This is a genomic window from Virgisporangium aurantiacum, from assembly GCF_016863635.1.
In the GTDB taxonomy this organism is placed as follows: domain Bacteria; phylum Actinomycetota; class Actinomycetes; order Mycobacteriales; family Micromonosporaceae; genus Virgisporangium; species Virgisporangium aurantiacum.
This window is the reverse complement of record NZ_BOPG01000043.1, coordinates 50,246-77,120: the sequence shown is the minus strand read 5'-3', so window position 1 is coordinate 77,120 and position 26,875 is coordinate 50,246. Positions and strand designations below refer to the sequence as shown.

The window sequence follows — 26,875 nt, the reverse complement described above, 5'->3', positions numbered from 1 at the left end:
GACCGGACGGCAGTATGGTCCCTCAGTGTGAGGAGCGCTGCGCCGACCGGCGATGGTCGGCCGGACGACGATACCCAGGTCACGGCCGTACCACCGCGGCAACGCAGCGAAGAGGGCAGCACCGACAGCACCGCAATCCGCATCGTCGGCCTGATCGGTGCCGACCGACCGTCACGGGTCATCAACGCCCGCACACCGCGCCGCGCGGAGGCCGAACCGCCGCCGGAGCCGCCGGCACCGCGCCGGGGGTGGCTCGACCTCGCCGTCTGCGGCGGGTTCGCGCTGGTGGCGGCGCTGCTGACGATCGGCCTGTGGCCCGACCCGCACACCCGCCAGCTCGCCCTCGGCGGCAACGACCAGGTGCTCAGCGAGTGGTTCCTGGCCTACGACGCGCGCGTCTACGCCGGCGACTTCAGCCTCGTCACCGACCGCCTCAACGCACCCGACGGGGTGAACCTGCTCGCCAACGCCTCGGTGATCCTGCTCGGCCTGCTGCTCGGGCCGGTGACGCTGGCGTTCGGCGCGCCGGTGAGCTTCGCCCTGGCCATCGGCCTGAACCTGGCCGCCACCGCGGCCGCCTGGTACCTGCTGCTCGCCCGCACGGTGGGCACGCACCGGTTCGCGGCGGCCGTCGGCGGCCTGCTCGCCGGGTTCGGACCGGGGATGATGTCGCAGGCCAACGGGCATCCGCACATCACCGCGCAGTGGCTGGTGCCGGCCCTGGTGTGGTGCGTCCTCCGGTTGAGCGACCCGGACCGGAGACACCGGACCCTCACCGCCGCCCTGCTCGGTTTCCTCGTGACGCTGCAGTACCACCTCGGCCCCGAGGTGCTGATGATCACCGCGATCGCACTGCTCCTGTTCTGCGCCGCCTACGGGGCAGCCGCCTGGCCGGAGGCCAGGCGGCGGGTGGGCGCTCTGGGCCGGGGGCTCGGCATCGCCGGCGGGGTGGCGGCGGTCCTGCTCGCCTACCCGCTGTGGCTGCAGTTCGCCGGGCCGCAGCACGTCACCGGCGGCCCGTTCTCCTCGTACACGTTCAGCCTCGACGCGGCCAGCGTCACCACGATCTCCCCGCTCGCCCTCGGCGGTGACCGCGCCGCCGCCAGCCTGTCGACCGACCCGGCCGAGTACAACGGGTTCTTCGGCATCCCGCTGCTGCTCGCCGTCGCCGGGATCACGCTGTGGCTGTGGCGACGGCCGGTGGCGGTCGCCTGCGCCGCCGCGGCGGCCGCGATGGTGGTGCTGGCGCTCGGGCCGGCGCTCACGGTCGACGGCGAACAGACCGGCGTCCCGTTGCCGTTCGCGCTCGTCGACGGCCTTCCCGGCGTGTCGGCGGCGCTGCCCGGACGGTTCGCGCTCGCCGCCGGTCCGCTGTTCGCGGTGCTCATCGCGATCGCGATCGACACCGCGCTGGCGCTCTCCACCTGGGCCCGGGTGATCGTCCCCGTCGCGGTGCTCGCGGCCCTCGCGCCGGTCGCGCCGACACCGCTGCCGACCGAGGAGCGGCCGGCGGTGCCGCGTTACTTCACGAGCGGGCTGTGGCGCGGCTGCGCGGGCGACGGCGGCGTGCTGGTGCCCGTCCCCTTGCCCGAGCCCAGGCGGCCCGAAAGCATGCGCTGGGCCGCGGCGGCCGACGCGGGATTCGCCCTCCCCGAAGGGTCCTTCATCGGCCCGTACGGCGAGGGCGGCCGCGCGTCGCTCGGAGCCTTCCCCCGGCCGACGTCACTGCTGCTCGCGCAGGTGGCCGACACCGGGCAGGTGCCGGCCATCACCGACGCGCAGCGGGCCGACGCGCGCGCGGACGCCCGGCTGTGGCGCGCCCGCTGCTTCGTGCTCGCCCCGCAGCGGAACGACGCGCCGCTGCGGGAGACCGTCGAACGGCTGCTCGGTTCCCCGCCGCAGCGGGTCGCCGACGTCGACGTGTGGAAACTGGGTTAGGCGGCCTTCTGGCGGTCGTCGTCCTGCTTGGGACGCACGAACGGCGTCACCACCGTGAACGGCTCGCGCGGCCGGTGCAGCTCGCCGAGCGACACCACCTCACGCCGCAGGAACAGCGCCAGCGTCCAGTCGACGACCACGCGGATCTTGCGGTTCAGGCTGGGGATCCGGCTCATGTGGTAGGTGCGGTGCATGAACCAGGCCGGCAGGCCCTTCAGCTTGATGCCGTACACCTGCGCGACGCCCTTGTGCAGGCCGAGGCTCGCCACCGAGCCGACGTGCTTGTGCTTGTACTCCCTCGGCTCCTGCCCGCGGATGACCGCCGCGATGTTGTCGGCCAACCGCGCGGCCTGGCGCACCGCGTGCTGGGCGCTGGGCGAGCACAGCGCGCCGGGCCGGTCCGAGGCGAGGTCGGGCACGCTGGCGCAGTCGCCGGCGCTCCAGGCGCCCTCGACGATCGACCCGTCCTCGTTCACCACCTGCAGCCTGGCGTTGCAGCGGACCCGGCCGCGCTCGTCGCGGGGCAGGTCGGTGTTGGCCAGCATCGGGCTGGGCTTCACACCGGCGGTCCAGACGATCGTGTCGGCGGGGAACTCGTCGCCGTCGCTGAGCTTCACGACGCCGCCGACGCACGACTCGAGCCGGGTGTCGAGCCGGATGTCCATGTCGCGGCGCAGCAGCACCTGCACGGTGTAGGCGCCCATGTCGGGGTCGACCTCGGGCAGGACGCGCTTCGTCGCCTCGACCAGCACCCAATGCATGTCGCTGTGCTGGAGTTCCGGGTAGTACTTGAGCGCGTCGTGCGCCATGTCCTCCATCTCGGCCAGGGCCTCGATGCCCGCGTAGCCACCGCCGACGAACACGAACGTCAACGCCCGCTTGCGCGTCGCCGGGTCGTTCGTCGCCGCGGCCACGTCGAGCCGCTCCATGACGTGGTTGCGCAGGAAGATGGCCTCGCCGATGGTCTTGAACCCGACGGCGTGCTCGCGCAGGCCGGGGATCGGCAGGGTGCGGGAGACGCTGCCGGGCGCCGCGATGATGTGGTCGTAGGAGACCTCGCGGGCCGGGCCGATGATCGGCTTGACCGTGGCGACCTTGCGCTCGTGGTCGACCCGGGTGACCTCGCCGGCCAGCACGTGCGCCTTCTGCAGTTCACGGCGCAGCGGCACCACGGCGTGCCGCGGGGAGATGTTGCCCGCAGCGGCCTCCGGCAGGAACGGTTGGTACGTCATGTGCGGCTGGGGGTCGACAACCGTGACCTCAGCCTCTCGTAGCTTCAGCTTCTTGGTGAGCCGAAGCGCGGCGTACAGGCCGACGTGTCCGGCTCCGACGACGAGGATGCGTTGTGCAGTCACGCTGGTAATCGTCCTGCCCCTGGGTGCTTGACTTTCCGGCAGGGCACAATATTGTCACCGCCGTCTCACCCGGTGCGACGCCCGTCACGTTGCTAAGTTTGGCCTTATGACGACGCTCTCCAAGGGCCAGAACATGCCGCTCACCGCCACTGCCGTGCGCGCCGTCATCGGCTGGAGCGCCGCCGGCGGCGCACCGGACGTCGACGCGTCCGCCCTGTTGCTCGGCCCGGACCGCAAGGTCCGCGACGATGCCGACTTCATCTTCTTCAACCAGCCGACGCACCCGAGCGGCGCTGTCCGGCACGAGGGCAAGCAGGCCGGTGCCGACACCATCGGCATCGACGTGTCGAGGCTGCCCGCCGGCGTCGAACGCGTGATCATCGGCGCCTCCGCCGACGGCGGCACCTTCGGCAAGGCGCCCGGCCTGCACCTGCGCGTGCTCGACGCCGCGTCGGGTGCGGAACTCGCCCGGTTCGACATCACCGATGCCACCACCGAGACCGCTTACCTCTTCGGCGAGGTCTACAAGCGGGGCGACTCGTGGAAGCTCCGCGCGGTCGGCCAGGGCTACGCGTCCGGGCTGAAGGGGTTCGCGACCGACTTCGGCGTGTCGGTGGACGACCCGGCCCCGGCGCCCCCGGCTGCGTCTCGGCCCGCCGCGCCCCCGCCGGCATCTCGGCCTGCCGCGCCTCCGGCAGCATCTCGGCCTGCCGCGCCGCCGGCAGCGCCGCCGCAGGCTCCGCCGGCCGCGCCGTTCCAGGCGCCGCCGACCCCGCAGGCTCCGCCGGCCGCGCCGTATCAGGCGCCGCCGGCCCCGCCCAGCGGGCCGTACCAGGCGCCACAGGCTCCGCCGACCGGTCCTTACCAGGCGCCGCCGACCGGCCCCTATCAAGCGCCGCCGGCCGGGCCGTACCAGGCACCGCAGGCGCCGTACCAGGCACCGCCCGCCGGGCCGTACCAGGCACCGCCCGGCGGCGCTCCGGGCGTCCCGGCGCCGCAGGCACCGCAACCGGGTGCCCAGCCGGCAGCCGCGGGTGGCCCGGTGAACCTCGCGAAACAGCGCAAATTGGTCGACATGGAGAAGCGGGCGGCGCAGCAGGCGCCGCAACTGCTCAACCTCACCAAGCAGGCGGCGGTGAGCCTGCAGAAGCGCGGGCTGTCCGATCACACCGCGCGGGTGGCGCTGTGCCTCGACATCTCCGCGTCGATGGGCGGGCTGTACCGGTCCGGGAAGATCCAGGCGCTGGTGGAGCGGGTGCTCGCGCTCGGGCTGCGGTTCGACGACAACGAGGCCGTCGACGTGTTCCTCTTCGGCGCGGAGGCGCATGAAGTGGGCGAGCTGCGGATGAACAACTTCCAGGCGTTCCTGGGCGGGGTGCTGCAACAGCACCCGCTCGAGGGTGGCACCTACTACGGCAAGGCCATGCAGGCGATCCGGGCCAACTACTGGCAGCATTCCGGCCCCCGTAACCAGCCCGTTCGTGACCAGCAGCCGGTGTACGTCATGTTCGTCACCGACGGCGCGACGTTCGACGAGTCGGTGACCATCGAGCAGCTCAAGTACAGCGCGTTCGAGCCGATTTTCTGGCAGTTCATGGCGATCGGCGACTCGCCGCAGGCCATCGACGCCGACAAGACGAAGAAGAAGGGCTTCTTCAAGCGGCTGCTCCAGAGCGACTTCACGTTCCTGGAGAACCTCGACAACCTGCCGGGCCGCTTCATCGACAACGCGAACTTCTTCGCCGTCACCGACCCGGCCAACGTCCCCGACGAGCAGTTGTTCGACCTGATGATGGCGGAGTACCCGAGCTGGCTCGGCCTCGCGAGGCAGGCCGGCCTCCTCCCCTGAGGGGCGCTACGGGCGTCGTCTGGCGACGAAAGCGATCAGCCAGACGACGCCGATCACCGGGAGCAGGCCGAGGATCGTCGCGGCCAGGTAGTACTTGGCCGGCCAGGAGCTGACCACGTACAGGCCGCCCACCGACAGCCCGACCGACACGATGATCACCAGCGTCGCCCGCATCAACCAGCGCAGGATCACCACCCGGTCGACCACGGCGTCGTACGGCAGCACGGCGGCCAGCGCCGACCCCGAGTGGACCACGTACAGCGCCACCGACAGCCCGATCAACCGCGGCAGCGTCACCTGCGAGTCGTACAGCATCGTGGCGGCGATCCAGCCGGTGACGGTGATCAGCCAGAACACGGTGACCCACGTCGACCTGGGCCACAGCGCCGGCAGCACACCCAGCCCGGCGATCAGCAGCACCGGCGGACCCAGCATGGCCTGCGGCGGATAGGCGAAGCCCTGCGCGATCATCGCGGCCGCGAACACCACCAGCCGCACGCCGAACGGCCACGCGGTGGCGCGGGCGAAGATGCGCCGGGTCCGGGCGATCCGGTCCTGGAACCCCCGAACGAAGAGACCGCCCGTACCGCTCACCGCAACCCCACGCGGGGGACGGTCGCGAGGCGGGACACGTCGCGCAGCACCGCGTCGAGGCTGCCGGCGCCGGCCCAGGCGACCACCGGGACGCCGTGCTCGCGCAGTTGGCCGATCAGGTTCTCCCGCTCCAGCCGCCAGATGTGCTGGGCCACCGGCATCCACGACGAGCTGGGCAGCCGCACGTCGGTGCTGCTCAACGTGTCGACGGCGATGGCCACCCGCCCACCGCGGGCCAGCCGGGCCAGCATGCCGACGGTGCGCTGGTCGAGCAGCGGGCTGAGCACGATCACCAGCGCGTGCGACGGGATCAGGCTGGTGCCGAACGCGCCGGCGCTGGGTTCGTACGGGGAGTCCGTGGGCGAGACGTCGAGCAGCCATTGCAACGCCGTCAGGTACTGGCGGCGGCCGCTGGCCGGGCGCAGCCACCGCGAGCGGAAGCCGTACTCGAGCAGCGCCACGCGGTCGCCGCGGGTCAGGTAGTGCTCGGCGATCGCGGCCGCGGCCCGCACCGTGGTGTCGAGCACCGACGCCGCGCCGCCGTGGCCGCCCGAGCGTCCCGCCTCGTGCAGCACGTCGAGGAGCAGCAGCACCTCGGCGTCGCGGTCGCTGAGGGTCGCCGCCACGTGCAGTTGCCGGGCGCGCAGCGACACCCGCCAGTCGATGCGGCGCAGCCGGTCGCCCGGTGCGAACGGCCGCACGCCGGCCAGCTCGCCGCCTTCGCCCGGCCGGCGCGACCGGTGCCCCCCGACCAGCCCGGCCGCCCGGGGCATCGCCTCGGCCGCCATGAACGGCTCGACCTGCGGGTACACGGCCAGCATCAGCGGTTCGGTGACGGCGGCGGTGCTCATCAGCATGCCGTCGCAGGCGACGCCGTGCGCGGTCACCGGGCCCAGCCGGTGCCGCCCCCACCGCCGGACGTGCCCGGTCAGGTCGACGTCGACCACCGACCGCGGGCTGGTGCCCGCGACGTACGGCCGGTCGCCGTGCTTCAGCGTCACCCATTGCGGCGTGCGGACCCGGATGAGCATCAGGTCGTAGGCGGTGCGATCGGGGTTCACGGCGCCGAGCCGCACGTCGATCGGCGAGCCCTCGACGACCACCGAGTCGGCGACCGTGATCTGCGTCGCCGGCGGCTGCGACGGTCGCCGGATCAGCGCGACCCCCGCACCGAGCGCGACCGGCGCGACCACCACCACCAGGTCGAACCGGCCCAGGATGATGGCGACCAGGAGCAGGATCCCGGTGAGCAGCAGCGCCCGGCCCAGCGCCCGCGTCGGTTGCCAGATTCCGCCGACGAGGTCGTCGTCCGACGTCATGAGTGACGCGGCAACGCGCCGCTCGCGGGCACGGGCGTCCGCTCCAGAACATCCGCCACGACGCTGCCCGGCTCCACCCGCCGCAACCACAGCTCCGGCCGCAGCGTGATCCGGTGCGCCAGCGCCGGAACGGCGACGGCCTTGACGTCCTCGGGCACCACGTACGCGCGTCCGGACAAAGCCGCCCACGCCCGCGACAGCAGCAGCAACGCGAGCGACCCGCGCGGCGACGCCCCGACGAGCACGTGCGGATGGACGCGGGTGGCCGCGGTCAGCGACACGATGTAGCCGCCCACCGAGCTCTCCACCTGCACGTCCTCCATCGCCGCCTGCATGGCGAGCAACGTCGGCGCGTCGACGACGGCCGCCACCTCGGACTCCTCCCGGCGCCGCCCCATCCGCCGGCGCAGCACCTCCCACTCCTCCTCGGCCGTCGGGTACCCGAACGACACGCGGAGCAGGAACCGGTCGAGCTGCGCCTCCGGCAACGGGTACGTGCCCTCGTACTCGATCGGGTTCGCGGTGGCGAGCACGTGGAACGGCGGCTCCAGCCGGTACGTCGTCCCCTCGACCGAGACCTGCTTCTCCTGCATCGCCTCGAGCAGCGCGGCCTGCGTCTTCGGCGGCGTGCGGTTGATCTCGTCGGCGAGCAGCAGGTTGGTGAAGACCGGCCCGGCCCGGAAGACGAAGTCGTGGTTGCGCTGGTCGTAGAGGAACGACCCGGTGACGTCGGCGGGCAGCAGGTCGGGCGTGAACTGCAGCCGGCGGAACCCGATGCCGAGGGCCTGCGCGAACGAGCGGGCGGCGAGGGTCTTGCCGAGACCGGGCATGTCCTCCAGCAGCACGTTGCCGCCGGCGAGGATGCCGGCGAGCACCATCTCCAGCGCGCCGCGCTTGCCGACGAGCACCGTCGACACCTCGTCGAGCACCCGCTGGCCGAGCTGTCCTGCGTCGACGGGGGACAACGCCGCGGTCATATCTTCTCCATTTCGTCGACGACGGCCGCCATCTCGCGAGCGTTGGGCGTGCGCGCCACCCGCGCGTGCAGGAACGTCCACAGTTGTTCTCCTATCAGCGCGCGGGCCCGGTCCGCATCGCTCCGCATGGTGATGCCGTGCCGCTGCCGTAGCCGCTCGTCCACCAGTTCGTAGAGCCGCGGCTGCACCGCCGACTTGTACCGGGACGGATCGCGCTCCGTCCATCCGAACCGCGACTCCCACCGCTGCACCGCCCGCACCACGCCGTCGGCGGGCGGGCTCCGATCGGCGCCGTCGTCGGTCACCCCCCACAGGTCGCTGCGGGTCGCGGGGGGTGGCGGTGCCGCGGGGACGGCCTTCATCGCGCGCCGGAGCAGCAGCACCGTGAGCACGATCGCGAAGAGGACGGGCAGCGGCGTCTCGAAGCCCATGACCCGGATCACGACGTACGCGCCGGTGGCGACGACCGCGGAGATGACCAGGTCGGCGAGCCACCAGCGGCGGGTCGGCTCCGGCATCTCGGTCCGCACGTCGCTGTAGGTGAGCAGTTCGTGCAGCGTCACCTGCTCGGGGGTCTTCTTCTCCCGCGGACTCACACGGTCACGTCCAGTTCGGCCCGCAGCCGCTGGAGCGCCGACACGGCGGCCGACCGCATCGACTCGTCGACGTCGCCGAAGCTGTAGCGGGCGGCCAGGTAGACGGCGGCCAGCCGGTCGAGCACCGGCCGGCTGATCTGGTGACCGGCGAGCAGCCGCAGGACCAGGTCGGACGGTGCGTCGGACGGGTGCCGCGGGGTGCCGGCCGAGGCGGCGGCCTCCTCCAGCCGGACCCAGCAGCTGATCACCACGCTGCGCGGGTCGGATCCGCTCCGGCCGAGCTCGTCGAGGCCGGCGTCGAGCGCGGCGGCCACCTCGGCGGCATGGCTGGCCGGCTTGGGCGCGTCCTTGTCGATCTCGATCGGCCGCCCGCGGGCCTGCACCGAGTCGCGCAGCGCGAAGAAGATCAGCACGCCGGCGATCAGCAGCACGACCACGGCGCAGAGCACGCCGAGCACCGTTTCGACCCAGGCGGGGAGCACGAACCCGGACTTCTTCGCCGGCGGGGCCGACTCCTCCGGCACCACCGTCACCGTGATGCTGCCGCTCGGATCGGGGACCAGTTCCTCTTCCGAGGACGACGGCGGACGAACGTTGAACTGCGGCTCAGACAATGCCGCAGCCGCGAACGCCGCCGCGAGCAGTGCCGCGACGGCGAGCAATGGCAGCCACCGGCGCACCACCGTACGCGTTCCTCCTCACCGGCCCCACCGTCATGACCGGGCGATCGCCACTGCCCGGGCCATGACGTCGTCCAGCATTACCGGCGTGAGCTTGCCGGTAAAGGTGTTCTGTTGGCTGACGTGGTAACAACCGAGCAACGCCGGTGCATCACCGTTGTCTGCCTGCCACAACACGCCGTGCCCGAACTTCGGACGCGGTGTCACCGTTCGGCCGTACACCGAACGCAGTACGGGCCAGTATGCCGCCCACGCGAAAGCGCCCAGCGCGACGACCACCCGCAGTGATGTACGCAGCAGTTCGAATTCCCGGTGCAGCCAGGGCGCGCACGTGTCCCGCTCCTCAGGCGTGGGCGCGTTGGCCGGCGGCGCGCAGCGCACCGCGGCGAAGATCCGGGTGTCGTACAGCGTGAGCCCGTCGTCGCTGCTCACGCTGGTCGGTTGGTTCGCGAGGCCGGCCCGGTGCAGGGCGGCGAAGAGGACGTCGCCGGAGCGGTCGCCGGTGAACACCCGTCCGGTGCGGTTGCCGCCGTGTGCGGCCGGGGCCAGGCCGAGGATCCCGATGCGGGCGTCGGGCGGGCCGAAGCCGGGCACCGGACGGCCCCAGTACGTCCAGTCGCGGAACGCCGCGCGCTTGGTGGTGGCGACCTCTTCCCGCCAGGCCACCAGGCGCGGGCACGCGAAGCAGTTCGAGACGGCGGCGTCGAGCTCCGCCAGCGTTCCCGAGCTCTGCGCGAGCCCGGGAACGCTCTGTTCGGTCACTTGTTGGTCTGCAGGCAGAGGACCGTGCCGGCCTCGCCCTCCTGGCCTTCCCAGTAGATGACCTCGGCGCCCTGGAACTGGCGGCACACGTCTTCGGTGGCCTCGTTCTGCTTCTTGTCCTCCACCTTGCCGACGACCTTGTACCGGGCGTCGCCGTCGGAGCACTTGACGACCTCGAGCTCGGTCTCCTGGAACCGGTCGGAACTCCGGTCGATCGACTTGCCGCTGAGGCACTCACCGACCTTGGCGTCGGCCGCTCCGCCACCCGCGAACGACATGATGCCCCAGGCCACGCCGCCGATGCAGAGCAGCAGGAGCACCGCGCCGGCCACGGCGAGGATGATCTTCGTCTTGTTACCGCCACCACCCGGTGGGGTCATCGGTGGCAGCGGCGATCCCGGGGCGGCACCGAACTGCTGCTGGTGGGGGTCGTAGCCGGGCGGGCCGAACCCGGTGGCCGACGTGTTCGGGTCGTACCCGGGCTGGCCGGGTGGCTGTTGTCCGGGCGGGGGGAACCCGCCGGGTGCCTGCCCGGGCGGCGGAAAACCGCCCGGTGGCGGGAAGCCGCCGGGAGCGCCCGAGGTCGGTGGGGGATAGCCGCCCGGAGGTGTGAAGCCCCCGCCCGAGGTGGGCGGGTTCGCCGGCGGGTAGCCACCGGCGGGAGCACCGGAGGTGGGTGGTGGGAAGTTGCCGGGCGGCGGCGGGTATCCGCCGGCTCCCGACGTCGGTGGCGGGAAGCCTCCGGGCGGCGGCGGGTAGCCCGCGCCGGCTCCCGAGGTCGGTGGCGGCTGCTGCGGAGGCGGGGGGTACCCTCCGCCGCCAGCCGGTGGCTGTTGGTAAGGCGGCTGGTTGGAACCGTCGCCGTACGGCGGTGGGTGCTGGTCAGACACGAGTCCTCCGACAAGTATCACTGTGATCAGTACTCACCGTAGCGCCACTACCCTTCGTGTGCGGTACCGGCTCACATGATCTGTTTCTGCGCGAACCTGGTCCGACCTACCTTGTACTGGACACCGCCCGTTACGGTGTCGAGGTGTTCGACCTGCTGCAACGCCTTACGAAGGCGCCCGGCCTGTACCGCGGCCGGGGCGACGGTATGGAGAGCGGGCCGTTCATCGCCCGGATCCAGGTCACCCCGATCGTCCGCGGCCGGGCCGTGGTGCTCGACTATGAGGCGTTCAGCGACTCACACGGGCTCCAGCACGTCGAGCACACGGTTCTCACGGCCGGCGAGGGCGGCCGGCTGGAACTGCACGTCGCCTGCCTGGAACTGCCCGGCGTGGTCCGCTTTCTCGAGGCGCGGCCCGGTGTCTTCTCGGCGTACGACGGCCCGATGCCGGCCCGCATTCTCATGACGATTCCGGCCGAGGCCTCGCTGACCTACGGCTGGTGGTGGTCGCGCGACGACGCCGAACCGAGGGAACAGAGCCGCGCCGAGGTCCGCCGCACCGCCTAGGCGGCCGCTCCCCGGAACACCCGCAGCACCTCGACCGGCGGCTCGGTCTCGGCCAGCCGCATCGGCAACGACGGCTCGACCGGCACCGGCATGGCCGCCGATCCGGCACCCATCGGGCGCGGCTTGCGCGGCCGGCTCGGTGCCGTGGAACTGCCGCCCCGGCCGGGGTACACGTACAGGCCGTTGACCGGGTCGGGTGTCGCGTCGAGCGCGGCCTTGACCACCGGGAGCTCCCGGAACCGGTCCCAGTCGTCAACCTCCCGGAAGCCGAGTTCGAGCAGCACACCGCCGGGCATGAGGGTCCACTCCCACCGCTTGGCGCCGTGCGTGATCGCCGCTTCGAGCAGCGACTCGCCGTATCCGTCCTTCCAGCGCTGCGCCGGAAGAACCCCGTCCCGGACCTCGATCGACCACCACTTCATGGCACCCGACGGTACGCCCGGTCCTTACCGCACTCAAGGCCGTCACTGAATGCTGGCAGCACTGAAAGCTATGCCGTCGAGAATGTCGTGTTCGCTGGCGATCACCGCCGCGGCGTCCAACCGCTCCATGATCACTTGCAGGATCAGCGCACCGGCACCGATCACGTCGGCCCGACCGGGGTGCATCACCGGCAGGGCCAGGCGTTCCGCGCGGGTGGCGATCAGCAGTTCGGTGGTCACCCGTTCGACCGCGGGGCGGTCGATCCGGGCCTGGTGGATCCGCGCCGGGTCGTATTCCCGCAGGCCGAGGGCGAGCGCGGTCACCGTGGTCACCGATCCGGCGAGACCCACGAGCGTCCGTTCGGCGCCATCGCCGGGATGTGCGTGGACGGCCGTGAGCGCGCGATCGACCTCCGCGGTGACGTCGGCCCGGGCCGCCGCCACCTCGCACGCGCCGGGCGGGTCGTCGGGCAGGTGCCGCTCGGTCATCCGCACGCACCCGACGTCGATGCTGATCGCGTGCTCGACCTCGTGGCTGCCGGTGACGAATTCGGTGGACCCGCCGCCGATGTCGACCACCAGGTAAGGACCGGGTGCGTCCAGCCCGCGTACGGCACCGGTGAACGACAGCCGGGCCTCCTCGTCACCGGTGATCACCTCGGGCTCGACGCCCAGGGTGTCGAGCACCATGGCGCGGAACTCGTCGGCGTTGGCGGCGTCGCGGCTGGCGCTGGTGGCCACCATCCGGACCCGATCGGCGCCCGCCTCCCGCAACTCGGCGGTGTAGCCGGCCAGCGCCTTGCGGGTGCGCTCGATCGCCGCCGGTGCCAGTCGACCCGTGCGGTCGACGCCCTCGCCCAGCCGCACGATCTCCATGCGGCGGCTGACGTCGGTGAGCCGCTCCCCCGTCACGTCGGCCACCAGCAGCCGGATCGAGTTGGTGCCACAGTCGATGGCGGCGACCCTCAACGGTCCTCCAGATGCAGCAGCATGCGGGTGTTCCCGAGCGTGTTGGGCTTGACCCGTTCCAGGTCCAGGAACTCGGCGACGCCCTCGTCGTAGGAGCGCAGCAGTTCCTCGAACACCTGGTGGGTCACCGGCGTGCCGTCGATCGGCTCGAATCCGAGCGAGCCGAAGAACGCCGTCTCGAACGTCAGCACGAACACCCGCCGCACGCCCAGTTCCCGGGCGGTGTCGATCAGTTCGGTGACGATGCGGTGGCCGATCTTCCGGCCCCGGCAGTCGGGGTCGACCGCCACCGTGCGCACCTCGGCGAGGTCCTCCCACATGACGTGCAGCGCGCCGCACCCGACGACCGCACCGTCGGAGATCCGCTCGGCGACCCGGAACTCCTGCACGTCCTCGTACAGGGCGACGGTGGCCTTCGACAGCATGATCCGCGGCTGGGAGTACGTGTCGACCAGCCGCCGGATCTCACGGACGTCTCGCGTTCTGGCCCGCCGGGTGAGTACCTCCACGCCGCCTAGCGTAGATCGCGCACCATGGCGGGCGTGGAGCACATGACCTATCCCAGGATCACCACCGGCGGTGCCGCCGTGGGCGGCGACTGGGTGGCCACCGAGAAGATCCACGGCGGTCAACTCGTGCTGGGCTACGACGGGGGCGCGCTGCACGTGGGCAAGCGGAAGGCGTGGCTGCGCCCGGACGAGGCGTTCTTCGGATGGCAACTGCTCCGCGACCGGTTCCAGCTCGCCGCCGAGGCGGCATTGGGCCGGGGCGGTGCGGCCGTGCGGATCTTCGGTGAGCTGTACGGCGGCGCCTACCCGCATCCCGACGTGCCGGCCGCGCCCGGGATGGCGCCCGTGCAGACGGGTGTCTGGTACTCCCCCACCGTGCGGTACGCGCTGTTCGACGTGCTCCGTCACGCCGAGCCCGGCGACGCGGGCGTGTTCCTGCCGTACGCGGAGGTGGCCGCGGTCGCCGCCGACGCCGGCCTCGACGTCGTACCGCTGCTGGCCCGCGGCACCCGCACCGCGATCGACGCCGTACCGGTCCGGTTCCCGACGCGGGTGCCGCACGTGCTCGGCCTGCCCGAACTCGACGGCAACCTCGCCGAGGGCGTCGTCCTGCGTCCCGACGCCCCGATGGCGCCGGCCGACCGCCCGGTCCGCAAGCTGAAGATCGCGGAGTTCGACGAGCACCGCTTCAGCGCGAGCCGCAAATGGGACCCGTGGCTGCACCTCAGCCCGGCCGAGCTACGGGAGATAGCCGCGACGATGGTGAACGGCCCACGGCTGGCGAGCGCCCGGTCCAAGGTCGGCCCGGACGCCGGCGCCGACCTGCTCGACGAGGTCACGCTCGACGTGATGATCGACCTGGCCGAGGCGTTCCCGGCCGCGATGGGCGCGCTCACCGCGGCGGACGAGGCCGCTCTCCAGGGCCACATCCGGGCTCTGGCCGGCGACTCAGACGCAGGGGCCTTCTGACCACCACTCGCCGATCAGGGCCAGGGTCTCGTCGCCGATCGGGTTGATCCCGGGGCCGACGGCCAGGCGATGGCCCAGGTGGACGTGCAGGCACTTGACGCGCGTGGGCATGCCGCCGGCCGAAACACCCGCGATCTCGGGCACGTGACCGGCGGCCTCGCGGCGGGTCAGGTAGTCCTTGTGCGCGTCGGCGTACCGCGCGGCCAGCGACGGGTCCTCCGCCAGCCGGGCGTTCTGGTCCTTCATCAGCCCGCCCGACTCCAGGCGGCTGCACTCCGACACCGCACGCGGACAGGTCAGGTAGTAGAGCGTCGGGAACGGGGTGCCGTCAGGGAGGCGCGGCGTGGTCTCGACGACGGTGGGACGCCCGCACGGGCAGCGGTGCGCGACGAACCGGGTGCCGCGTGGGGTGCGGCCGAGTTGTGCCGCCACGGCGTCGAGGTCGGCCGGGGTCGCCGGATCCCGCGTGGGACCGCCGGGGTCGGCAGTCACCCGTTGGCCACTTCAACGCTCGACCAGAGCTTCTTGTACCAGGGGTCGGCCGCGGCCGGGTCGGGCTGGGCCGACGGGCTCGCGCCGGCGGCCACCGCGTCGGGCAGCGGGACGATCGAGATCTCGCCCGGCAGCACGTACTGCAGTTCCTTCTTGGCCTTCGCCTTCACGAACTCCGGGTCGTCCCACTTGGCCCGCTCGTCGGCGAGGCCGGCGATCCGCTCCCGCTGCTCGCGCTGCTGCTGTTCGAGCCCGGCGATCTCGGCCTGCTGGGCCAGGTACACCCGCACCGGGTACGCGTAGGCCAGCAGCAGCCCGACCAGCACCATCCCGAGCACGGCGGCCCGGCCGGTGAACCGGCGCGGTTGCGGTGCCCGGGTGCGCGTCGCGGCGGTACCCGTGTTGGGGCGGCGCACGCCGGCGGGACGGCTGGCCGCGGTGGGGCGTCCCCGTTGCGCCGGACGCGCCGCCGACGACGACGCGGTGCGTCCCGCGTCCATCCGGATCGGCCGCGCCGAGCGGCCCGGCTCCGCGCGGGAAGCGCGACCCGGTTCGAACCTCGCGGCCCGGCGCCCCGAAGCGGCGCCGGTGCCGCGGCCCTGCCCGCCACGACGGGGCGGCGGTGCCGCTCCACCGCGACTGGCCGGCATGAAACCCCCTGAAACGGTAGATCTGTCGCCGAGGGAGGCGACGAGGAACATGAACCTCAGGACGAACGGTACCGGGGGAAAGCGGCCCGGCCCGCGTACCGCGCCGCGTCGCCGAGCTGTTCCTCGATCCGGAGCAGCTGGTTGTACTTGGCGACGCGGTCCGAGCGGGCCGGCGCACCGGTCTTGATCTGGCCGCAGCCGGTGGCGACGGCGAGATCGGCGATCGTGACGTCTTCGGTCTCGCCCGAGCGGTGGCTCATCATGCAGCGGAAGCCGGCCCGGTGGGCCAGGTCGACCGCGTCGAGCGTCTCGGTGAGCGAACCGATCTGGTTGACCTTGACCAGCACCGCGTTCGCCGCCGACTCCTCAATGCCGCGCGCGATGCGGGTCGGGTTGGTGACGAAGAGGTCGTCGCCGACGATCTGGATGCGGTCGCCCAGCCCGGCGGTGAGCGCGGCCCAGCCGGCCCAGTCGTCCTCGGCCAGCGGGTCTTCGATCGACACGATCGGGTAGTTGTTCACCAGGTCGGTGTAGTACGCGATCATCTCGTCGGCGCTCTTGGCGGAGCCCTCGAACGTGTAGGTGCCGTCGGCGAAGAACTCGGTGGCCGCCACGTCCATCGCGAGCGCGATGTCGGTCCCCAGCGTGTAGCCGGCGGCGGAGACGGCCTCGGCGATCAGGTCGAGCGCCGCGCGGTTGGTCTCCAGGTTCGGCGCGAAGCCGCCCTCGTCGCCCAGGCCGGTCGACAGGCCCTTCTTCTTCAGCACCGACTTCAGCGCGTGGTAGACCTCGGCGCCGGAGCGCAGCGCCTCGGCGAACGTCGCGGCGCCGATCGGCGCGATCATGAACTCCTGGACGTCGACGTTCGAGTCGGCGTGCGCGCCGCCGTTGACGATGTTCATCATCGGCACGGGCAGCAGGTGCGCGTTGGGGCCGCCCACGTACCGGTACAGCGGCAGCAGCGCCGAGTCGGCGGCGGCCTTGGCCACGGCGAGCGAGACGCCGAGGATCGCGTTGGCGCCCAGGTTCGACTTGTCGGGCGTGCCGTCGAGGTCGAGCATCGTCTGGTCGATGAGCCGCTGGTCGCTCGCGTCGAAGCCCAGCAGTTCCTCGGCGATGGTCTCGGTGACGTTCTCGACCGCCTTCTGAACGCCCTTGCCCAGGTACCGCTTGGGGTCGCCGTCACGCAGTTCGATCGCCTCGAACGCGCCGGTCGACGCGCCCGACGGCACCGCGGCCCGCCCGACGGTGCCATCGTCGAGACCGATCTCGACCTCGACCGTCGGGTTGCCGCGGGAATCGAGAATTTCCCGGGCGACGACGGCTTCGATGGTGCCCATGGCTGCTCCCCCTCAGGTTTGGTGCCTGGATCCGGCCAGCAGCCTAGTCGCCGAGCGGATTTGCGACGCACAGCCCCCGCAGTCCAAGGTGTAGGCCATGCATTCTGCGCGGGGACGGTTCTTCGCGGCACTCACCGTGGCTGTGGCGCTACTCGCGCCGGTCGGGTGCGGCCGTGCCGCCGCCGACGAACCGGAACTGCTCAACGATCTCGCTACCCGGCTCGACAAGGCCGGTGACCTCACCTTCACCGCAGAGTACCGGCTCGACGGCGGCGACGAGGCGCTGATCGCGCAGGCACAGGAGCCACGCCGGGCCGCGTACGTCCACCCGGGTGGCAAGGCCGTGTTCACCGAGACGGAACTGGCCAAATGCGACGCCAACCGGTGCACGTTGCTGGCACCGCCGTCGCCGGGCACCGAGCCCGCCCTCGACCTGCTGGCCGCGACGTCCGGCGAGGGCCAGCCCACCCCGACGCCGAGCCCGTCGACCCACGCCGTGGCCGGGCTGGTCGCGCCCAGCGCCGCCGTGCGGCTGGTGAGCACCGCGATGGTCGACGGCGCCACCGTGACGCGGTACCAGAAGACCATCGCCGGCGAGTCGTCGACGTGCGTGGGCGTGCACGGGCCGACGGGGTTCACGACGTGCGTCACCGCGAGCGGCCTGCTCGGCAGCTTCACCGGCACGGTCGGCGGCCGGCTGTACTCGTTCGAGCTGACCAGCTACGCCCCCACGGCCGAGGCGGCGACGTTCGACCTGCCCGCCGGCGCCGAGATCGACGACCAGCGCACCGACTAGATCCCCAGGAGCGTCCGCAGGTGGCGCGGGGGTGGTGACGCGTGCGAGAGCATCGCGTCGTGCCAGGCGCGCAGGGCCGTGCCGGTCGGGCGGGCGCGGGCGATCGCCGCCACCTCGGTGTAGCCCACGAAGTACGTCGAGAGCTGGGTCGACGTAAGCAGCACCCGCCGCCACTTGCCGACCGCCTCGCCCTCCTCCTGGAACCCGCTGTCGCGCATCAGCGCGAGCGCCTCGTCGCGCGTCATCCCGTCGCAGTGCACGGCCTGGTCGATGATCGCGTTGATCGTCATGCGCAGCTGCATCTTCAGCTGCTGCAACCTGACCTCGCGCCCGCCGTAGCCGTGCTCGGCCATCAGCTCCTCGGCGTAGGTCGCCCACCCCTCGACGAACGACCCCGACCGCGACACCGCCCGGATCTTCTTCGACCCGCCGGCCCGGCGGGCGTGCGCCAGTTGCAGGAAGTGGCCCGGCATCGCCTCGTGGACCGTGAGGTTGCGCACCATCTGGTTGTTGTACTCGCGGTAGAACGAGTCGACCCGCTCGGCGGACCAGCTCGTCGGCGTCGGCGAGATGCAGTAGTAGGTGGGGACGTCGGCGGTCTCCAGCAGCCCCGGCGGGTCGCAGTAGGCGATCGCCACGCCGCGGGCGAACTCCGGCATCTCCCGGATCTCGCACGGGTCGTCGACCAGGGACATCAGCTCGAACTGGTCGACGAACGCGGTCGCCTCCGTGAGCGCCACGCGGGCCAGGCCGACGATCGTCTCGTTGGTCGGCCGGTCGGCGGCGGCGCGGGCGAGCGCCTCGCGGACCGTCCCGTCGCTCGGTCGGCCGCCGGTGATCGCCGCCGCGGTCTCCCGGATCTCCTCCAGCACCCTGCCCAGGTTGGTGGCGGCGGCGTCGCGGATCTGCGTGGCGGTGAGGTCGGTGTCGAGCGTGTGCCAGAGCCGGGCCTCCCAGACCCGGCGGCCGAGCCGCGGGTCGCGGGCATCGACGGCGGCGTCGAGCTTGGACCGCAACCAGCCGGTGAACTCACCGAGCGCGGCGATCGCCGCCTCCTGCGCCGGCGCCACCCTGTCGCGCAGTGCCGGCGCCTCGCCCAGCATCCGGTCGACCTCGCCGCGCACCAGGCCGGCGACGCCGGTGAACTGGTCGATCGCGGTCTCCAGGTGGACGCGCGGGCAGTCGACCAGCACCTCGCGGGCGGTCGCCAGCGCGTCGGGGATCGCGCCCAGCCGGCCGGCGAGCGGCTCCAACCGCTCGGCCACCGGGGCGAACGGCCGCTCGATCAGGTGGTGCAGCAGCGATCCGGGGTTGTGGCACAGCGGGTTCCACTCGTGCTCGCGCACCTCGGTCAGCTCGAACAGCGTCCGCTCGACGCGGGCCAGCAGCACGGTGCAGTCCACCGCCTCGGCCGGCGGCAGCACGTCGGTGTCGACCTGCGACAGCGCGTCGGCGGCATCCCGCAGGATCCGCACGTGCGCCGCGACCGCATCGGGCGACCAGTCGGGCAGGCAGTCGTCGTAGGTGTGGTCGCCCGCGGTCTGCGCGAGGGCGGGGCTCTCACCGAGCATCGCGTCGACGATGCGCTCGGCGCTGTTGAGGAACTGCTGCGGCATGCAGAGAACCTACCCGGCGTTGACCTACCCGCCATTGGTCCACATTCCTCGCGCGTTTCTGGACCTCTTGAATGGACCGCAGCGGTCGTAGCGTCGGCGCATGCTCACCCGGTCCGGAGTTCTGCAGTGCGCGTTCGGCATGGTCGTCCTGGGCGCCTCGGTGCCCGTCTCGCGCCTGGTTCTCGACTTCCCCGACCTCACCGGCCAGGCCGGTCGATACGCGCTCGCGGCGCTCGCGTTCCTCGCGATCGCCCGGATCCGCAGGCTGCCCCGGATGCGGCTGTCGATGGGTGACGGTGTGCGCCTGGTCGCCCTTGCCGCAACCGGCCTGGTGCTGTTCAACGTGCTGCTGCTCACCGCGCTGCGGCACGCCGACCCGGCGGTGGTCGGCACGGTCGTCGGCGGCACCCCGCTGGTGCTCGCCATCCTGGGTCCGCTGCTGCGGCGGCGGCGACCCGGCGGCCTCCTGCTGCTCGCCGCCGTTGTGGTGATCGTCGGCGGCGCCCTGGTGCACGGCGGCGGCTCGGCCGACCCGGTCGGGCTGGCCGCCGCGCTCGGCACGCTCGCCGGCGAGGTGCTGTTCTCGCTGTTCGCCGTGCCGTTGCTGCCCCGCCTCGGACCGTTGCGGGTGTCGATGTACTCGTGCCTGCTCGCCGTGCCGATGCTGGCCGTGGCGCTGGTGGTGGCCGGCGAGCCGGCCCGGTGGCGGGTGCCGACCGCGGCCGAGGCGGCCGGTTACGCGTACCTCGGCGGGCTGCTGACCGTCATCGCGTTCCTGGCCTGGTACGGCGGCCTGAACCGGCTCGGCCCGGAGCGGGCGGGCCTGTTCGTCGGGCTGCTGCCACCGGTCTCGTTGGTGGTGACGGCGCTCATCGACCAGCGGATGCCGGCGCTAGTTCAGATCGTCGGCGTCCTCGTCGTCGCCGCCGGTCTCGTCCTCGGCCTGCGCGGGTCCACGCTCGACAGCCCGGATCCGGTCCATGTAACCGAGGACGGCGGCGCGCAGGGCGGCCTCCGGGTCGAGCCCGGCGCGGACGGCGTCGGCGACCTGCCGCAGCAGCGCGGCGCCGAGGTCGGCATCGCCGGGTAGCGCGGGCGCCTCGAAGCCCGCCTTGGCGACGCGGCCAAGCACCTTCGCCGCCAGCGACAGCGCGGGCTGGTGCGGCGCGACGCCGTCGAGCACCGAGTCGCGGGCCTTCTCCGCCTTCTTGATCCGCTCCCAGTTGGCGACGATGTCGTCGAGCCCGTCGACCACCGCGCCGGCGAACACGTGGGGATTGCGGCGGATCAGCTTGTCGACGAGGCCACCGGCGACGTCGTCGACGGTCCAGCCTTCGCCGTTGTTCTCGGCCAGGCCGGCGTGCAGCACCACCTGCAGCAGGACGTCGCCCAGCTCCTCGCGCAGCGCGTCATGGTCGTCGGTGAGGATCGCGTCGTACGCCTCGTACGCCTCCTCCAGCAGGTACGGCGCGAGGCTGCGATGGGTCTGCGAGCGCTTCCACGGGTCGCCGTCGGGCGCGACCAGGCGGGCCATCACCTGGACCGCGTCGAGGAGGCGGGCACCGGGTGGATCCCAGGACCCGTACATCAGCTCGAGTTCGGCCCGGCCGGGTTCGCGGGCGATCCGCAGCCCCAGCGACCGCGCGAACTCCTCGTCGCCGGTCGGGCCGGCCAGCCACACGACTGTGCCGTGGGCGTCGGCGTCATCGAGCAGCACCTGCGGATCCGGCGCTTCGACCGTCACCGGTACCCCCGCGTGGCGCAGCGCCGCCACCTGCGCGCCCTCGGCGGCGGCCCGGACCGGGAACGCCCGGACCAGGTCCCACGCCTCGGCGGTGAGCAGGCCCGCCGGCAGCCGCGGCGACGTGACCAGCAGGACGACGCGCGCCACTCAGGACTCGTCGACGACGGTGCCGATCCCGTCGGTGAGCGGCACCGGCACCTCGCCGAGCGCCACCGTCAGCGGGAGGTACCGGGGGTTGACCTCCACGCCCACCTTGTCGGCGTGCACGACGAGGAGGTCGCGCACCCCGAGCACCTTCGGCAGGACCGGGTCCGACCGCAGGATGTTCGCCACCTCGTCGTACGGCTTCAGTTGCTGGTCGCCCGCGGCCTCCAGCAGCACGTCGTAGATGCCCTTGATGTCCTTGTCGGTCACCTGCACCGGGCCGGTGGTCTCGACCAGCGCGCCGGCGACCGCCGTGTACTCGGCGGTGACGCGGGTCAGCTCGGCGTTCTCGGGCATGCGCAACTGCTGCGCGGTTCTGGCGTAGTCGGCCGCGGGCACGGTGACCGACTTCTCCTCGGCGACCCGCCGGCCCAGGTCGCGGAGCACCAGCGCGTTGACCGCGCTGGCGCGGAGGTCGGCGGCGTCGACGCCCGGCACCGCCGCCACGATCTCGTCGACCATCTCGTCGAGCTGCTTCTCGGTGTAGCGGGTGTCGCCGATGTAGAAGGCGACCCCCGGCTGGGCCCGCCCGCAGCCGGCGAATCCGAGCCCGGCCAGGAGAACGAGCACAGCGACGATGACCGATCGACGGGGCGAAGGCATGGTGTCACCTTCTCACGCCCTTATCGGGCACCTTTCTCAAGGGCGCCATTTCGGGTCGCGGCCGGTCAACCCGAGGATGCGGTCGAGAAGCGGCGCGTCGTCCGGCACCGCCACGGCCGGGCCGTAGACGTGCATCGCCCGGCCCTGTTCAGCGGTCTTCGCGACCTCCTCGTGGGTGCACTCCAGCACCTCGGCCGGCCACTCCGGACGCTGGCCGGTGGCCACGGCGAGGTCCCAGCCGTGCACCACCACCTCGCCGAGCACCATGCCGCCGATCATCGCCGCGGGCAGTTCCATCGGGCCGCCGAGCCGGGTGACGCCGGTCCAGGCGGCGGGCTCGCTCCAGGCCGCGGTGAGCGCCGCGAAATGCCGTTCGAGGTCGACCGGCGCGCCTTTCGAGACCGGATCCGGCGTCAGCAGTTCCTTGCGCGCCGCCGCGACCAGCGCCGGACCCCACTGCAGCTGGTGGTCGACGAGATCCTGGACGGTCCAGTCGCCGCACGGCGTTGGCGCGTCGAGCCGGTCGGCGGGGATCGCCCGGACCACGGCGAGGGTCGGCGGAACGGCGAGCGCGATGAGTGAGCTTTCCTGCATGGCGGTCGACCGTAGCGACGCCCGCCCGCTCAGGTCTTGAACAAACGCGACGGATACCGCTCGGCGTAGGCGGTCGGTGGCTCGCCGACCAGCTTGGTGAAGTCCCGGGTCAGGTGGGCCTGGTCGGCGTAGCCCAGCTCGGCCGCGGTCGCGGCCCAGTCGACACCTGTGCCGGCGGCGAGGCGTTCGGTGATCTCGTGCAGCCGGTACCGGCGGATCACCCACTTCGGCGCGACGCCGACGTACTCGGAGAACAGCCGCTGCAGCGACCGGACCGAGAGCCCGGCGTCGGCGGCCAGCGCGTCGACCCGGGTCAGCCCGGGGGTGGTGGCGATGCGGTCGACCAGGCCGGCGGCCGTCTCCGTCACCGGGTCGGGCGCGGGCCGGCGCGCGAGCAGGAACGCGTCGACGGTCGCTGTGGTCGCTTCGCCGGGAAGCGCGGCGCCGTCGAAAATCTCGGCCGCCGGCAGCGTGCGGTCGGTGATGGTCGATACGGGACGCCGGAGCAGCGGCCGGAAGCATCCCGGGCGGAACGCCACCCCGAAGACCCGGCCCCGCCCGTCGAGCGTGCGGACGACGAACCCGCGGGCCACCCCGCGCACCAACGCGGCGTCTTCGGAGCCGGTCAGGAACGACAGGTGCACCTGCGGGTACGGCACGATCTTCTGCCGGTACGGCGGCTGGCCGCGCAGGTCCCACGAGACGGCCCAGTAGTGCGCCACGTACGGCGCGAGGTCGGCGGCCGGCTCGCCGTACCAGTGGTCCTGGAACGCCGTCCAGCCGCCGCCGACCTCGCGCGGGTCACGCATTACGCCGCTGGCACCGGCTCACCCAGCACCGACCGCAGCAGCTCCGCCGCCCAGTCGAGCAGGGCGACGTCGCGCAGCGGCTGGCCGCCCACCCGGGCGGTCATCGGCCGGGGCAGCGACACCGTGTCGGTGGCCTGCTTGTAGACGGCCTCCGGGTAGAGACGCTTGAGCCGCATCTGCTTCGAGTCGGGCAGCGCCAGCGGACCGAACCGGATGTGCCGGCCCTGCAGCGACACGTCGGTGACGCCGTACGCCTTGATCAGTTGACGCGTACGCGCCACCGCGATCAGGTTCGCCACCTCCGTCGGCGGCTCGCCGTACCGGTCGCGCATCTCCGCCGCCACCTCGTCGAGCGCCTCGTTCGACCGGGCGCCGGCCAGCTTGCGGTACATCTCCAGCCGCAGCCGCTCCGAGCCGATGTACTCCAGCGGCAGGTGCGCGTCGACCGGCAGGTCGACCTTGACCTCGGTCTCCTCCTCCGGCTCCTCGCCCTTGAACTGCTGCACCGCCTCGCCGACCATCCGCACGTACAGGTCGAAGCCGACGCCCTCGATGTGGCCGCTCTGCTCGCCGCCGAGCAGGTTGCCGGCGCCGCGGATCTCCAGGTCCTTCATCGCGACGTACATGCCGGCGCCCAGCTCGGTGTGCTGGGCGATCGTGGCCAGCCGCTCGTGGGCCTGCTCGGTGAGCGGCCGCTCCGGCGGGTAGAGGAAGTAGGCGTAGGCCCGCTCGCGGCCCCGGCCGACCCGGCCGCGGATCTGGTGCAACTGCGACAGGCCGAGCATGTCGGCCCGCTCGACGATCAACGTGTTGGCGTTGGCGATGTCGATGCCGCTCTCGACGATCGTGGTGCAGACGAGGACGTCGAACTCCTTCTCCCAGAAGCCGACCATGATGCGCTCCAGCGCGTCCTCGCCCATCTGGCCGTGCGCGACCGCGACCCGGGCCTCCGGAACCAGCTCGCGCAGCCGCCGCGCCGCCCGCTCGATCGACTCGACCCGGTTGTGCAGGTAGAAGACCTGGCCGTCGCGCAGCAGTTCGCGGTGGATCGCGGCGGCCACCTGCTTGTCGTCCTGCACGCCGACGTAGGTGAGCACCGGGTGGCGCTCCTCCGGCGGGGTGGCGATCGTCGACATCTCCCGGATGCCGGTGATCGCCATCTCCAGCGTGCGCGGGATCGGCGTGGCCGACATCGACAGGACGTCGACGGACGCCCGCAGCGTCTTCAGGTACTCCTTGTGCTCGACGCCGAACCGCTGCTCCTCGTCGACGATGATCAGCCCGACGTGCTTGAACTTCGTCGACGTCTGCAGCAGCCGGTGGGTGCCGATCACGATGTCGACCGAGCCCGCGGCGAGGCCCTCCAGGGTGATCGCGCTCTCCTTCGGCGGGATGAACCGGCTGAGCTGCTTGATGACCACCGGGAACTGGGCCATCCGCTCGGAGAACGTGTTGAAGTGCTGCTGCGCCAGCAGCGTGGTCGGCACCAGGACGGCCACCTGCTTGCCGTCCTGCACCGCCTTGAACGCCGCGCGCACCGCGATCTCCGTCTTGCCGTAGCCGACGTCGCCGCAGATCAGCCGGTCCATCGGGACCTGCTTGCGCATGTCCTCCTTGACCTCCTCGATCGCGGCGAGCTGGTCGGGGGTCTCGGTGTACGGGAACGCGTCTTCGAGCTCGCGCTGCCACGGCGTGTCGGGGCCGAACGCGTGCCCCTTCGAGCTCTGCCGCGCCGCGTACAGCTGGATGAGCTGCGCGGCGATCTCGCGGACCGCCTTGCGGGCGCGGGCCTTCGACTTCTGCCAGTCCGAGCCGCCCATCTTGTGCAGCGACGGGTTCTCGCCGCCGACGTAGCGGGAGAGCTGGTCGAGCGAGTCGGTGGGTACGAACAGCCGGTCGCCGGGCTGGTTGCGCTTGCTCGGGGCATATTCGATGACGAGGTACTCGCGCTCGGCGCCGTTCACCGTGCGCTGCACCATCTCGACGTACCGGCCGATGCCGTGCTGCTCGTGCACCACGAAGTCGCCGGCGCGCAGCTCCAGCGGGTCGATGGTGTTGCGCCGGCGGGCCGGCATCCTGCGCATGTCCTTCGTCGACGCACCGCGCCCGCCGGAGATGTCGTTGCCGGTGACGATCGCCAGCTTCGCCGACTCGTCGACGAACCCGTGGTCGAGGCCGCCGGTGGTGATCGTGACGATGCCGTTCGGCGGCTCGGCGTCGAGGCTCTCGACGACGGACACACCGAGGCCGGCGTCACGCAGCACCTCGGCGGCCCGGTCGGCGGGCCCGTGGCCGGCGAACACCACCGCGACCCGCCAGCCGTCGCCGCTCCAGCGCTTCAGGTCGTCGACCACGCGGCCGGTCTCGCCGTGGTACAGCGGCACCGGCTGGGCGCCCAGCGTCAGCACGAGGGTGTCGTCGTCGGCGATCGCCGGCAGCATGTCCTCGTCGGGGTCGCGCCAGGGCTCGTCCTCGCGCGGCTTCACGGTCTCGACCTGGCCGAACGGGCTCACCGACCACCACGGGTGACCGAGCTGGTTCGCGTGCTCACGCACGTCGGCGAGGGTCCTGAACGACGCGGCCCCGAGGTCCACCGGCGCCTTGCCCCCGACCGCGGCCGCGGCCCAGCTGGCCTGGAGAAACTCCTCGGAGGTACGGGTGAGGTCGTGCGCCCGGGTGCGGATCCGCTCCGGGTCGCAGAGCAGGATGTGCGTGTTCTCGGGGAGCGTGTCGATCAGCAGTTCCAGCGAGTCCGACCCGTCGAGCAGCGCCGGCGCGAGGCTCTCCATGCCCTCCACCGGGATGCCGGCGGCGATGCGGTCGAGCATCTCGCTGAGCTGCGGGTGCTCGGTGGTGAGCTGGTTCGCCTTGGCCCGGACCGCGTCGGTGAGCAGCAGCTCGCGGCACGGCGGCGCGTAGAGGTGCTCGACCTTCTCGATGGTGCGCTGGTCGGCGACGGCGAACGTGCGGATCTCCTCCACCTCGTCACCCCAGAACTCGACCCGCAGCGGGTGCTCCTCGGTGGGCGGGAACACGTCGAGGATGCCGCCGCGCACCGCGAACTCGCCGCGCTTGGTCACCAGGTCGACCCGGGCATAGGCGACGTCGACCAGCCGCTGCACGATGCCGTCGAGGTCGTGGGTGCCGCCGGTTTCCAGCTCGATCGGTTCGAGCTCGCCGAGGCCCTTGAGCTGGGGCTGGAGCACGGCCCGGACCGGGGCGATGATCACTTTCAGCGATTCCTTGCCGGGGTGCGCGAGGCGCCGGAGCACCGCCAGCCGACGGCCGACCGTGTCGGACCGCGGCGACAGGCGCTCGTGCGGCAGCGTCTCCCAGGCCGGGTACACCGCGACGCTGTCGGGCGGCAGCAGGCAGCCGAGGGCGTCGGCGAGATCGTCGGCCTCCCGGCCGGTCGCGGTGACGGCCAGCACCACTCGGTGGCCCGTCGCCTCTTTCTCAGCCATCGCGGCGACGATGAAGGGACGCGACGCGGGCGGCGCCGTGATGTCGGTCTGCTGCCGGTGGTTTCCGTTCGCTAGGTCCTTGGTACGGGCGAGTGCGCGGTCGGCCAGGGCCGCGGGCAGGAGGCCGGCGAGCTTCATCGTTAATCCTTTGCGCACGGCATGTTGACC

General features: G+C 72.3%; 25 protein-coding genes and 1 pseudogene. 6 read left to right on the top strand and 20 right to left on the bottom strand.

The window, feature by feature from the left end; all coding sequences use genetic code 11:
- The first annotated feature begins 27 nt into the window (after positions 1-27).
- The gene (locus Vau01_RS31555) at positions 28-1,938 is read left to right on the top strand and encodes a DUF6311 domain-containing protein (RefSeq protein ID WP_239151997.1); all 1,911 of its coding nucleotides are present in this window, start codon (positions 28-30) and stop codon (positions 1,936-1,938) included.
- On the opposite strand, the gene Vau01_RS31550 is transcribed toward Vau01_RS31555, so the two are convergent.
- Complete coding sequence (locus Vau01_RS31550; RefSeq protein ID WP_204000145.1) at positions 1,935-3,293, bottom strand: NAD(P)/FAD-dependent oxidoreductase; 1,359 nt, start codon at positions 3,291-3,293, stop codon at positions 1,935-1,937. The genes Vau01_RS31555 and Vau01_RS31550 overlap by 4 nt on opposite strands.
- Positions 3,294-3,399: 106 nt before the next feature.
- Between Vau01_RS31550 and Vau01_RS31545 the strand changes: the two genes are divergently transcribed.
- Positions 3,400-5,142 carry a VWA domain-containing protein gene (locus tag Vau01_RS31545; RefSeq protein ID WP_204000141.1) on the top strand — a complete coding sequence of 581 codons (1,743 nt, stop codon included), beginning with the start codon at positions 3,400-3,402 and terminating at the stop codon, positions 5,140-5,142.
- 6 nt (positions 5,143-5,148) lie between these two features.
- Here Vau01_RS31545 and Vau01_RS31540 read toward each other — a convergent pair whose 3' ends face one another.
- Genes Vau01_RS31540 through Vau01_RS63640 form a run of 7 tightly spaced genes read right to left on the bottom strand, consistent with a single transcriptional unit; the run spans position 5,149 to position 10,960 of the window.
- Entirely contained in the window at positions 5,149-5,736 is a 588-nt protein-coding gene (locus Vau01_RS31540) for a hypothetical protein (protein ID WP_204000138.1), read from the bottom strand.
- The gene (locus tag Vau01_RS31535; RefSeq protein WP_204000135.1) at positions 5,733-7,055 is read right to left on the bottom strand and encodes a DUF58 domain-containing protein; all 1,323 of its coding nucleotides are present in this window, start codon (positions 7,053-7,055) and stop codon (positions 5,733-5,735) included. Before Vau01_RS31535 ends, Vau01_RS31540 begins: the two co-directional genes overlap by 4 nt.
- Positions 7,052-8,032: an AAA family ATPase gene (locus tag Vau01_RS31530; protein WP_204000132.1), complete on the bottom strand. Its 981-nt coding sequence runs from the start codon at positions 8,030-8,032 to the stop codon at positions 7,052-7,054. The genes Vau01_RS31535 and Vau01_RS31530 overlap by 4 nt, the downstream gene beginning before the upstream one ends.
- A complete protein-coding gene (locus Vau01_RS31525; protein WP_204000129.1) occupies positions 8,029-8,628 on the bottom strand; it encodes a hypothetical protein in 600 nt (199 codons plus the stop codon). The genes Vau01_RS31530 and Vau01_RS31525 overlap by 4 nt, the downstream gene beginning before the upstream one ends.
- Positions 8,625-9,311, bottom strand: coding sequence for a DUF4129 domain-containing protein (locus Vau01_RS31520; RefSeq protein ID WP_204000126.1), 687 nt, complete (start codon positions 9,309-9,311; stop codon positions 8,625-8,627). Before Vau01_RS31520 ends, Vau01_RS31525 begins: the two co-directional genes overlap by 4 nt.
- 30 nt (positions 9,312-9,341) lie before the next feature.
- Positions 9,342-10,070 (bottom strand): uracil-DNA glycosylase, encoded by a 729-nt coding sequence (locus Vau01_RS31515; RefSeq protein ID WP_275423971.1) that lies wholly within the window; start codon positions 10,068-10,070, stop codon positions 9,342-9,344.
- Positions 10,067-10,960, bottom strand: coding sequence for an LppU/SCO3897 family protein (locus tag Vau01_RS63640; RefSeq protein WP_239151996.1), 894 nt, complete (start codon positions 10,958-10,960; stop codon positions 10,067-10,069). The genes Vau01_RS31515 and Vau01_RS63640 overlap by 4 nt, the downstream gene beginning before the upstream one ends.
- A 143-nt stretch (positions 10,961-11,103) precedes the next feature.
- Here Vau01_RS63640 and Vau01_RS31505 point away from each other — a divergent pair, with 143 nt between their 5' ends.
- The gene (locus tag Vau01_RS31505) at positions 11,104-11,526 is read left to right on the top strand and encodes a hypothetical protein (RefSeq protein WP_204000123.1); all 423 of its coding nucleotides are present in this window, start codon (positions 11,104-11,106) and stop codon (positions 11,524-11,526) included.
- Here the strand turns inward: Vau01_RS31505 and Vau01_RS31500 are convergent.
- The 3 genes from Vau01_RS31500 to Vau01_RS31490 are packed head-to-tail and all read right to left on the bottom strand — an operon-like array spanning position 11,523 to position 13,426.
- Complete coding sequence (locus tag Vau01_RS31500; protein ID WP_204000119.1) at positions 11,523-11,948, bottom strand: hypothetical protein; 426 nt, start codon at positions 11,946-11,948, stop codon at positions 11,523-11,525. The two genes, Vau01_RS31505 and Vau01_RS31500, sit on opposite strands and share 4 nt — an antisense overlap.
- Positions 11,949-11,990: 42 nt before the next feature.
- Positions 11,991-12,917, bottom strand: coding sequence for a Ppx/GppA phosphatase family protein (locus tag Vau01_RS31495; RefSeq protein ID WP_204000118.1), 927 nt, complete (start codon positions 12,915-12,917; stop codon positions 11,991-11,993).
- On the bottom strand, positions 12,914-13,426 hold the full coding sequence (locus Vau01_RS31490) for an amino-acid N-acetyltransferase (protein ID WP_239151995.1): 513 nt from the start codon (positions 13,424-13,426) through the stop codon (positions 12,914-12,916). Before Vau01_RS31490 ends, Vau01_RS31495 begins: the two co-directional genes overlap by 4 nt.
- Before the next feature lie 42 nt (positions 13,427-13,468).
- Between Vau01_RS31490 and Vau01_RS31485 the strand changes: the two genes are divergently transcribed.
- Complete coding sequence (locus Vau01_RS31485; protein WP_204000112.1) at positions 13,469-14,395, top strand: RNA ligase family protein; 927 nt, start codon at positions 13,469-13,471, stop codon at positions 14,393-14,395.
- Here the strand turns inward: Vau01_RS31485 and Vau01_RS31480 are convergent.
- From Vau01_RS31480 to eno, 3 genes are read right to left on the bottom strand one after another with little or no spacing between them, the layout of a single operon-like run.
- Positions 14,375-14,887 carry a DUF501 domain-containing protein gene (locus Vau01_RS31480; RefSeq protein WP_204000110.1) on the bottom strand — a complete coding sequence of 171 codons (513 nt, stop codon included), beginning with the start codon at positions 14,885-14,887 and terminating at the stop codon, positions 14,375-14,377. The two genes, Vau01_RS31485 and Vau01_RS31480, sit on opposite strands and share 21 nt — an antisense overlap.
- Positions 14,884-15,537 (bottom strand): septum formation initiator family protein, encoded by a 654-nt coding sequence (locus Vau01_RS31475; RefSeq protein ID WP_204000107.1) that lies wholly within the window; start codon positions 15,535-15,537, stop codon positions 14,884-14,886. The genes Vau01_RS31480 and Vau01_RS31475 overlap by 4 nt, the downstream gene beginning before the upstream one ends.
- A gap of 56 nt (positions 15,538-15,593) precedes the next feature.
- The gene (eno, locus tag Vau01_RS31470; RefSeq protein WP_204000105.1) at positions 15,594-16,877 is read right to left on the bottom strand and encodes a phosphopyruvate hydratase; all 1,284 of its coding nucleotides are present in this window, start codon (positions 16,875-16,877) and stop codon (positions 15,594-15,596) included.
- A gap of 97 nt (positions 16,878-16,974) precedes the next feature.
- Here eno and Vau01_RS31465 point away from each other — a divergent pair, with 97 nt between their 5' ends.
- On the top strand, positions 16,975-17,673 hold the full coding sequence (locus tag Vau01_RS31465) for a hypothetical protein (protein WP_204000102.1): 699 nt from the start codon (positions 16,975-16,977) through the stop codon (positions 17,671-17,673).
- Here the strand turns inward: Vau01_RS31465 and Vau01_RS31460 are convergent.
- Positions 17,670-19,289, bottom strand: a complete 1,620-nt coding sequence (locus Vau01_RS31460; protein WP_204000099.1) for a DUF885 domain-containing protein — start codon at positions 19,287-19,289, stop codon at positions 17,670-17,672. The genes Vau01_RS31465 and Vau01_RS31460 overlap by 4 nt on opposite strands.
- A 100-nt stretch (positions 19,290-19,389) precedes the next feature.
- Here Vau01_RS31460 and Vau01_RS31455 point away from each other — a divergent pair.
- Positions 19,390-20,169, top strand: a pseudogene (locus tag Vau01_RS31455) (DMT family transporter); the annotation flags it as partial.
- A gap of 12 nt (positions 20,170-20,181) precedes the next feature.
- Here the strand turns inward: Vau01_RS31455 and Vau01_RS63635 are convergent.
- From Vau01_RS63635 to mfd, 5 genes are read right to left on the bottom strand one after another with little or no spacing between them, the layout of a single operon-like run.
- Positions 20,182-21,180: a nucleoside triphosphate pyrophosphohydrolase gene (locus Vau01_RS63635; RefSeq protein ID WP_239151993.1), complete on the bottom strand. Its 999-nt coding sequence runs from the start codon at positions 21,178-21,180 to the stop codon at positions 20,182-20,184.
- Positions 21,181-21,840, bottom strand: a complete 660-nt coding sequence (locus tag Vau01_RS31450; protein ID WP_204000090.1) for a hypothetical protein — start codon at positions 21,838-21,840, stop codon at positions 21,181-21,183.
- Positions 21,841-21,876: 36 nt separating this feature from the next.
- A complete protein-coding gene (locus Vau01_RS31445) occupies positions 21,877-22,434 on the bottom strand; it encodes a TIGR03086 family metal-binding protein (RefSeq protein WP_204000085.1) in 558 nt (185 codons plus the stop codon).
- A 29-nt stretch (positions 22,435-22,463) separates the two neighbouring features.
- The gene (locus Vau01_RS31440) at positions 22,464-23,243 is read right to left on the bottom strand and encodes a helix-turn-helix domain-containing protein (protein ID WP_204000084.1); all 780 of its coding nucleotides are present in this window, start codon (positions 23,241-23,243) and stop codon (positions 22,464-22,466) included.
- Entirely contained in the window at positions 23,243-26,845 is a 3,603-nt protein-coding gene (gene mfd, locus Vau01_RS31435) for a transcription-repair coupling factor (RefSeq protein ID WP_204000082.1), read from the bottom strand. Before mfd ends, Vau01_RS31440 begins: the two co-directional genes overlap by 1 nt.
- Positions 26,846-26,875 lie beyond the last annotated feature (30 nt).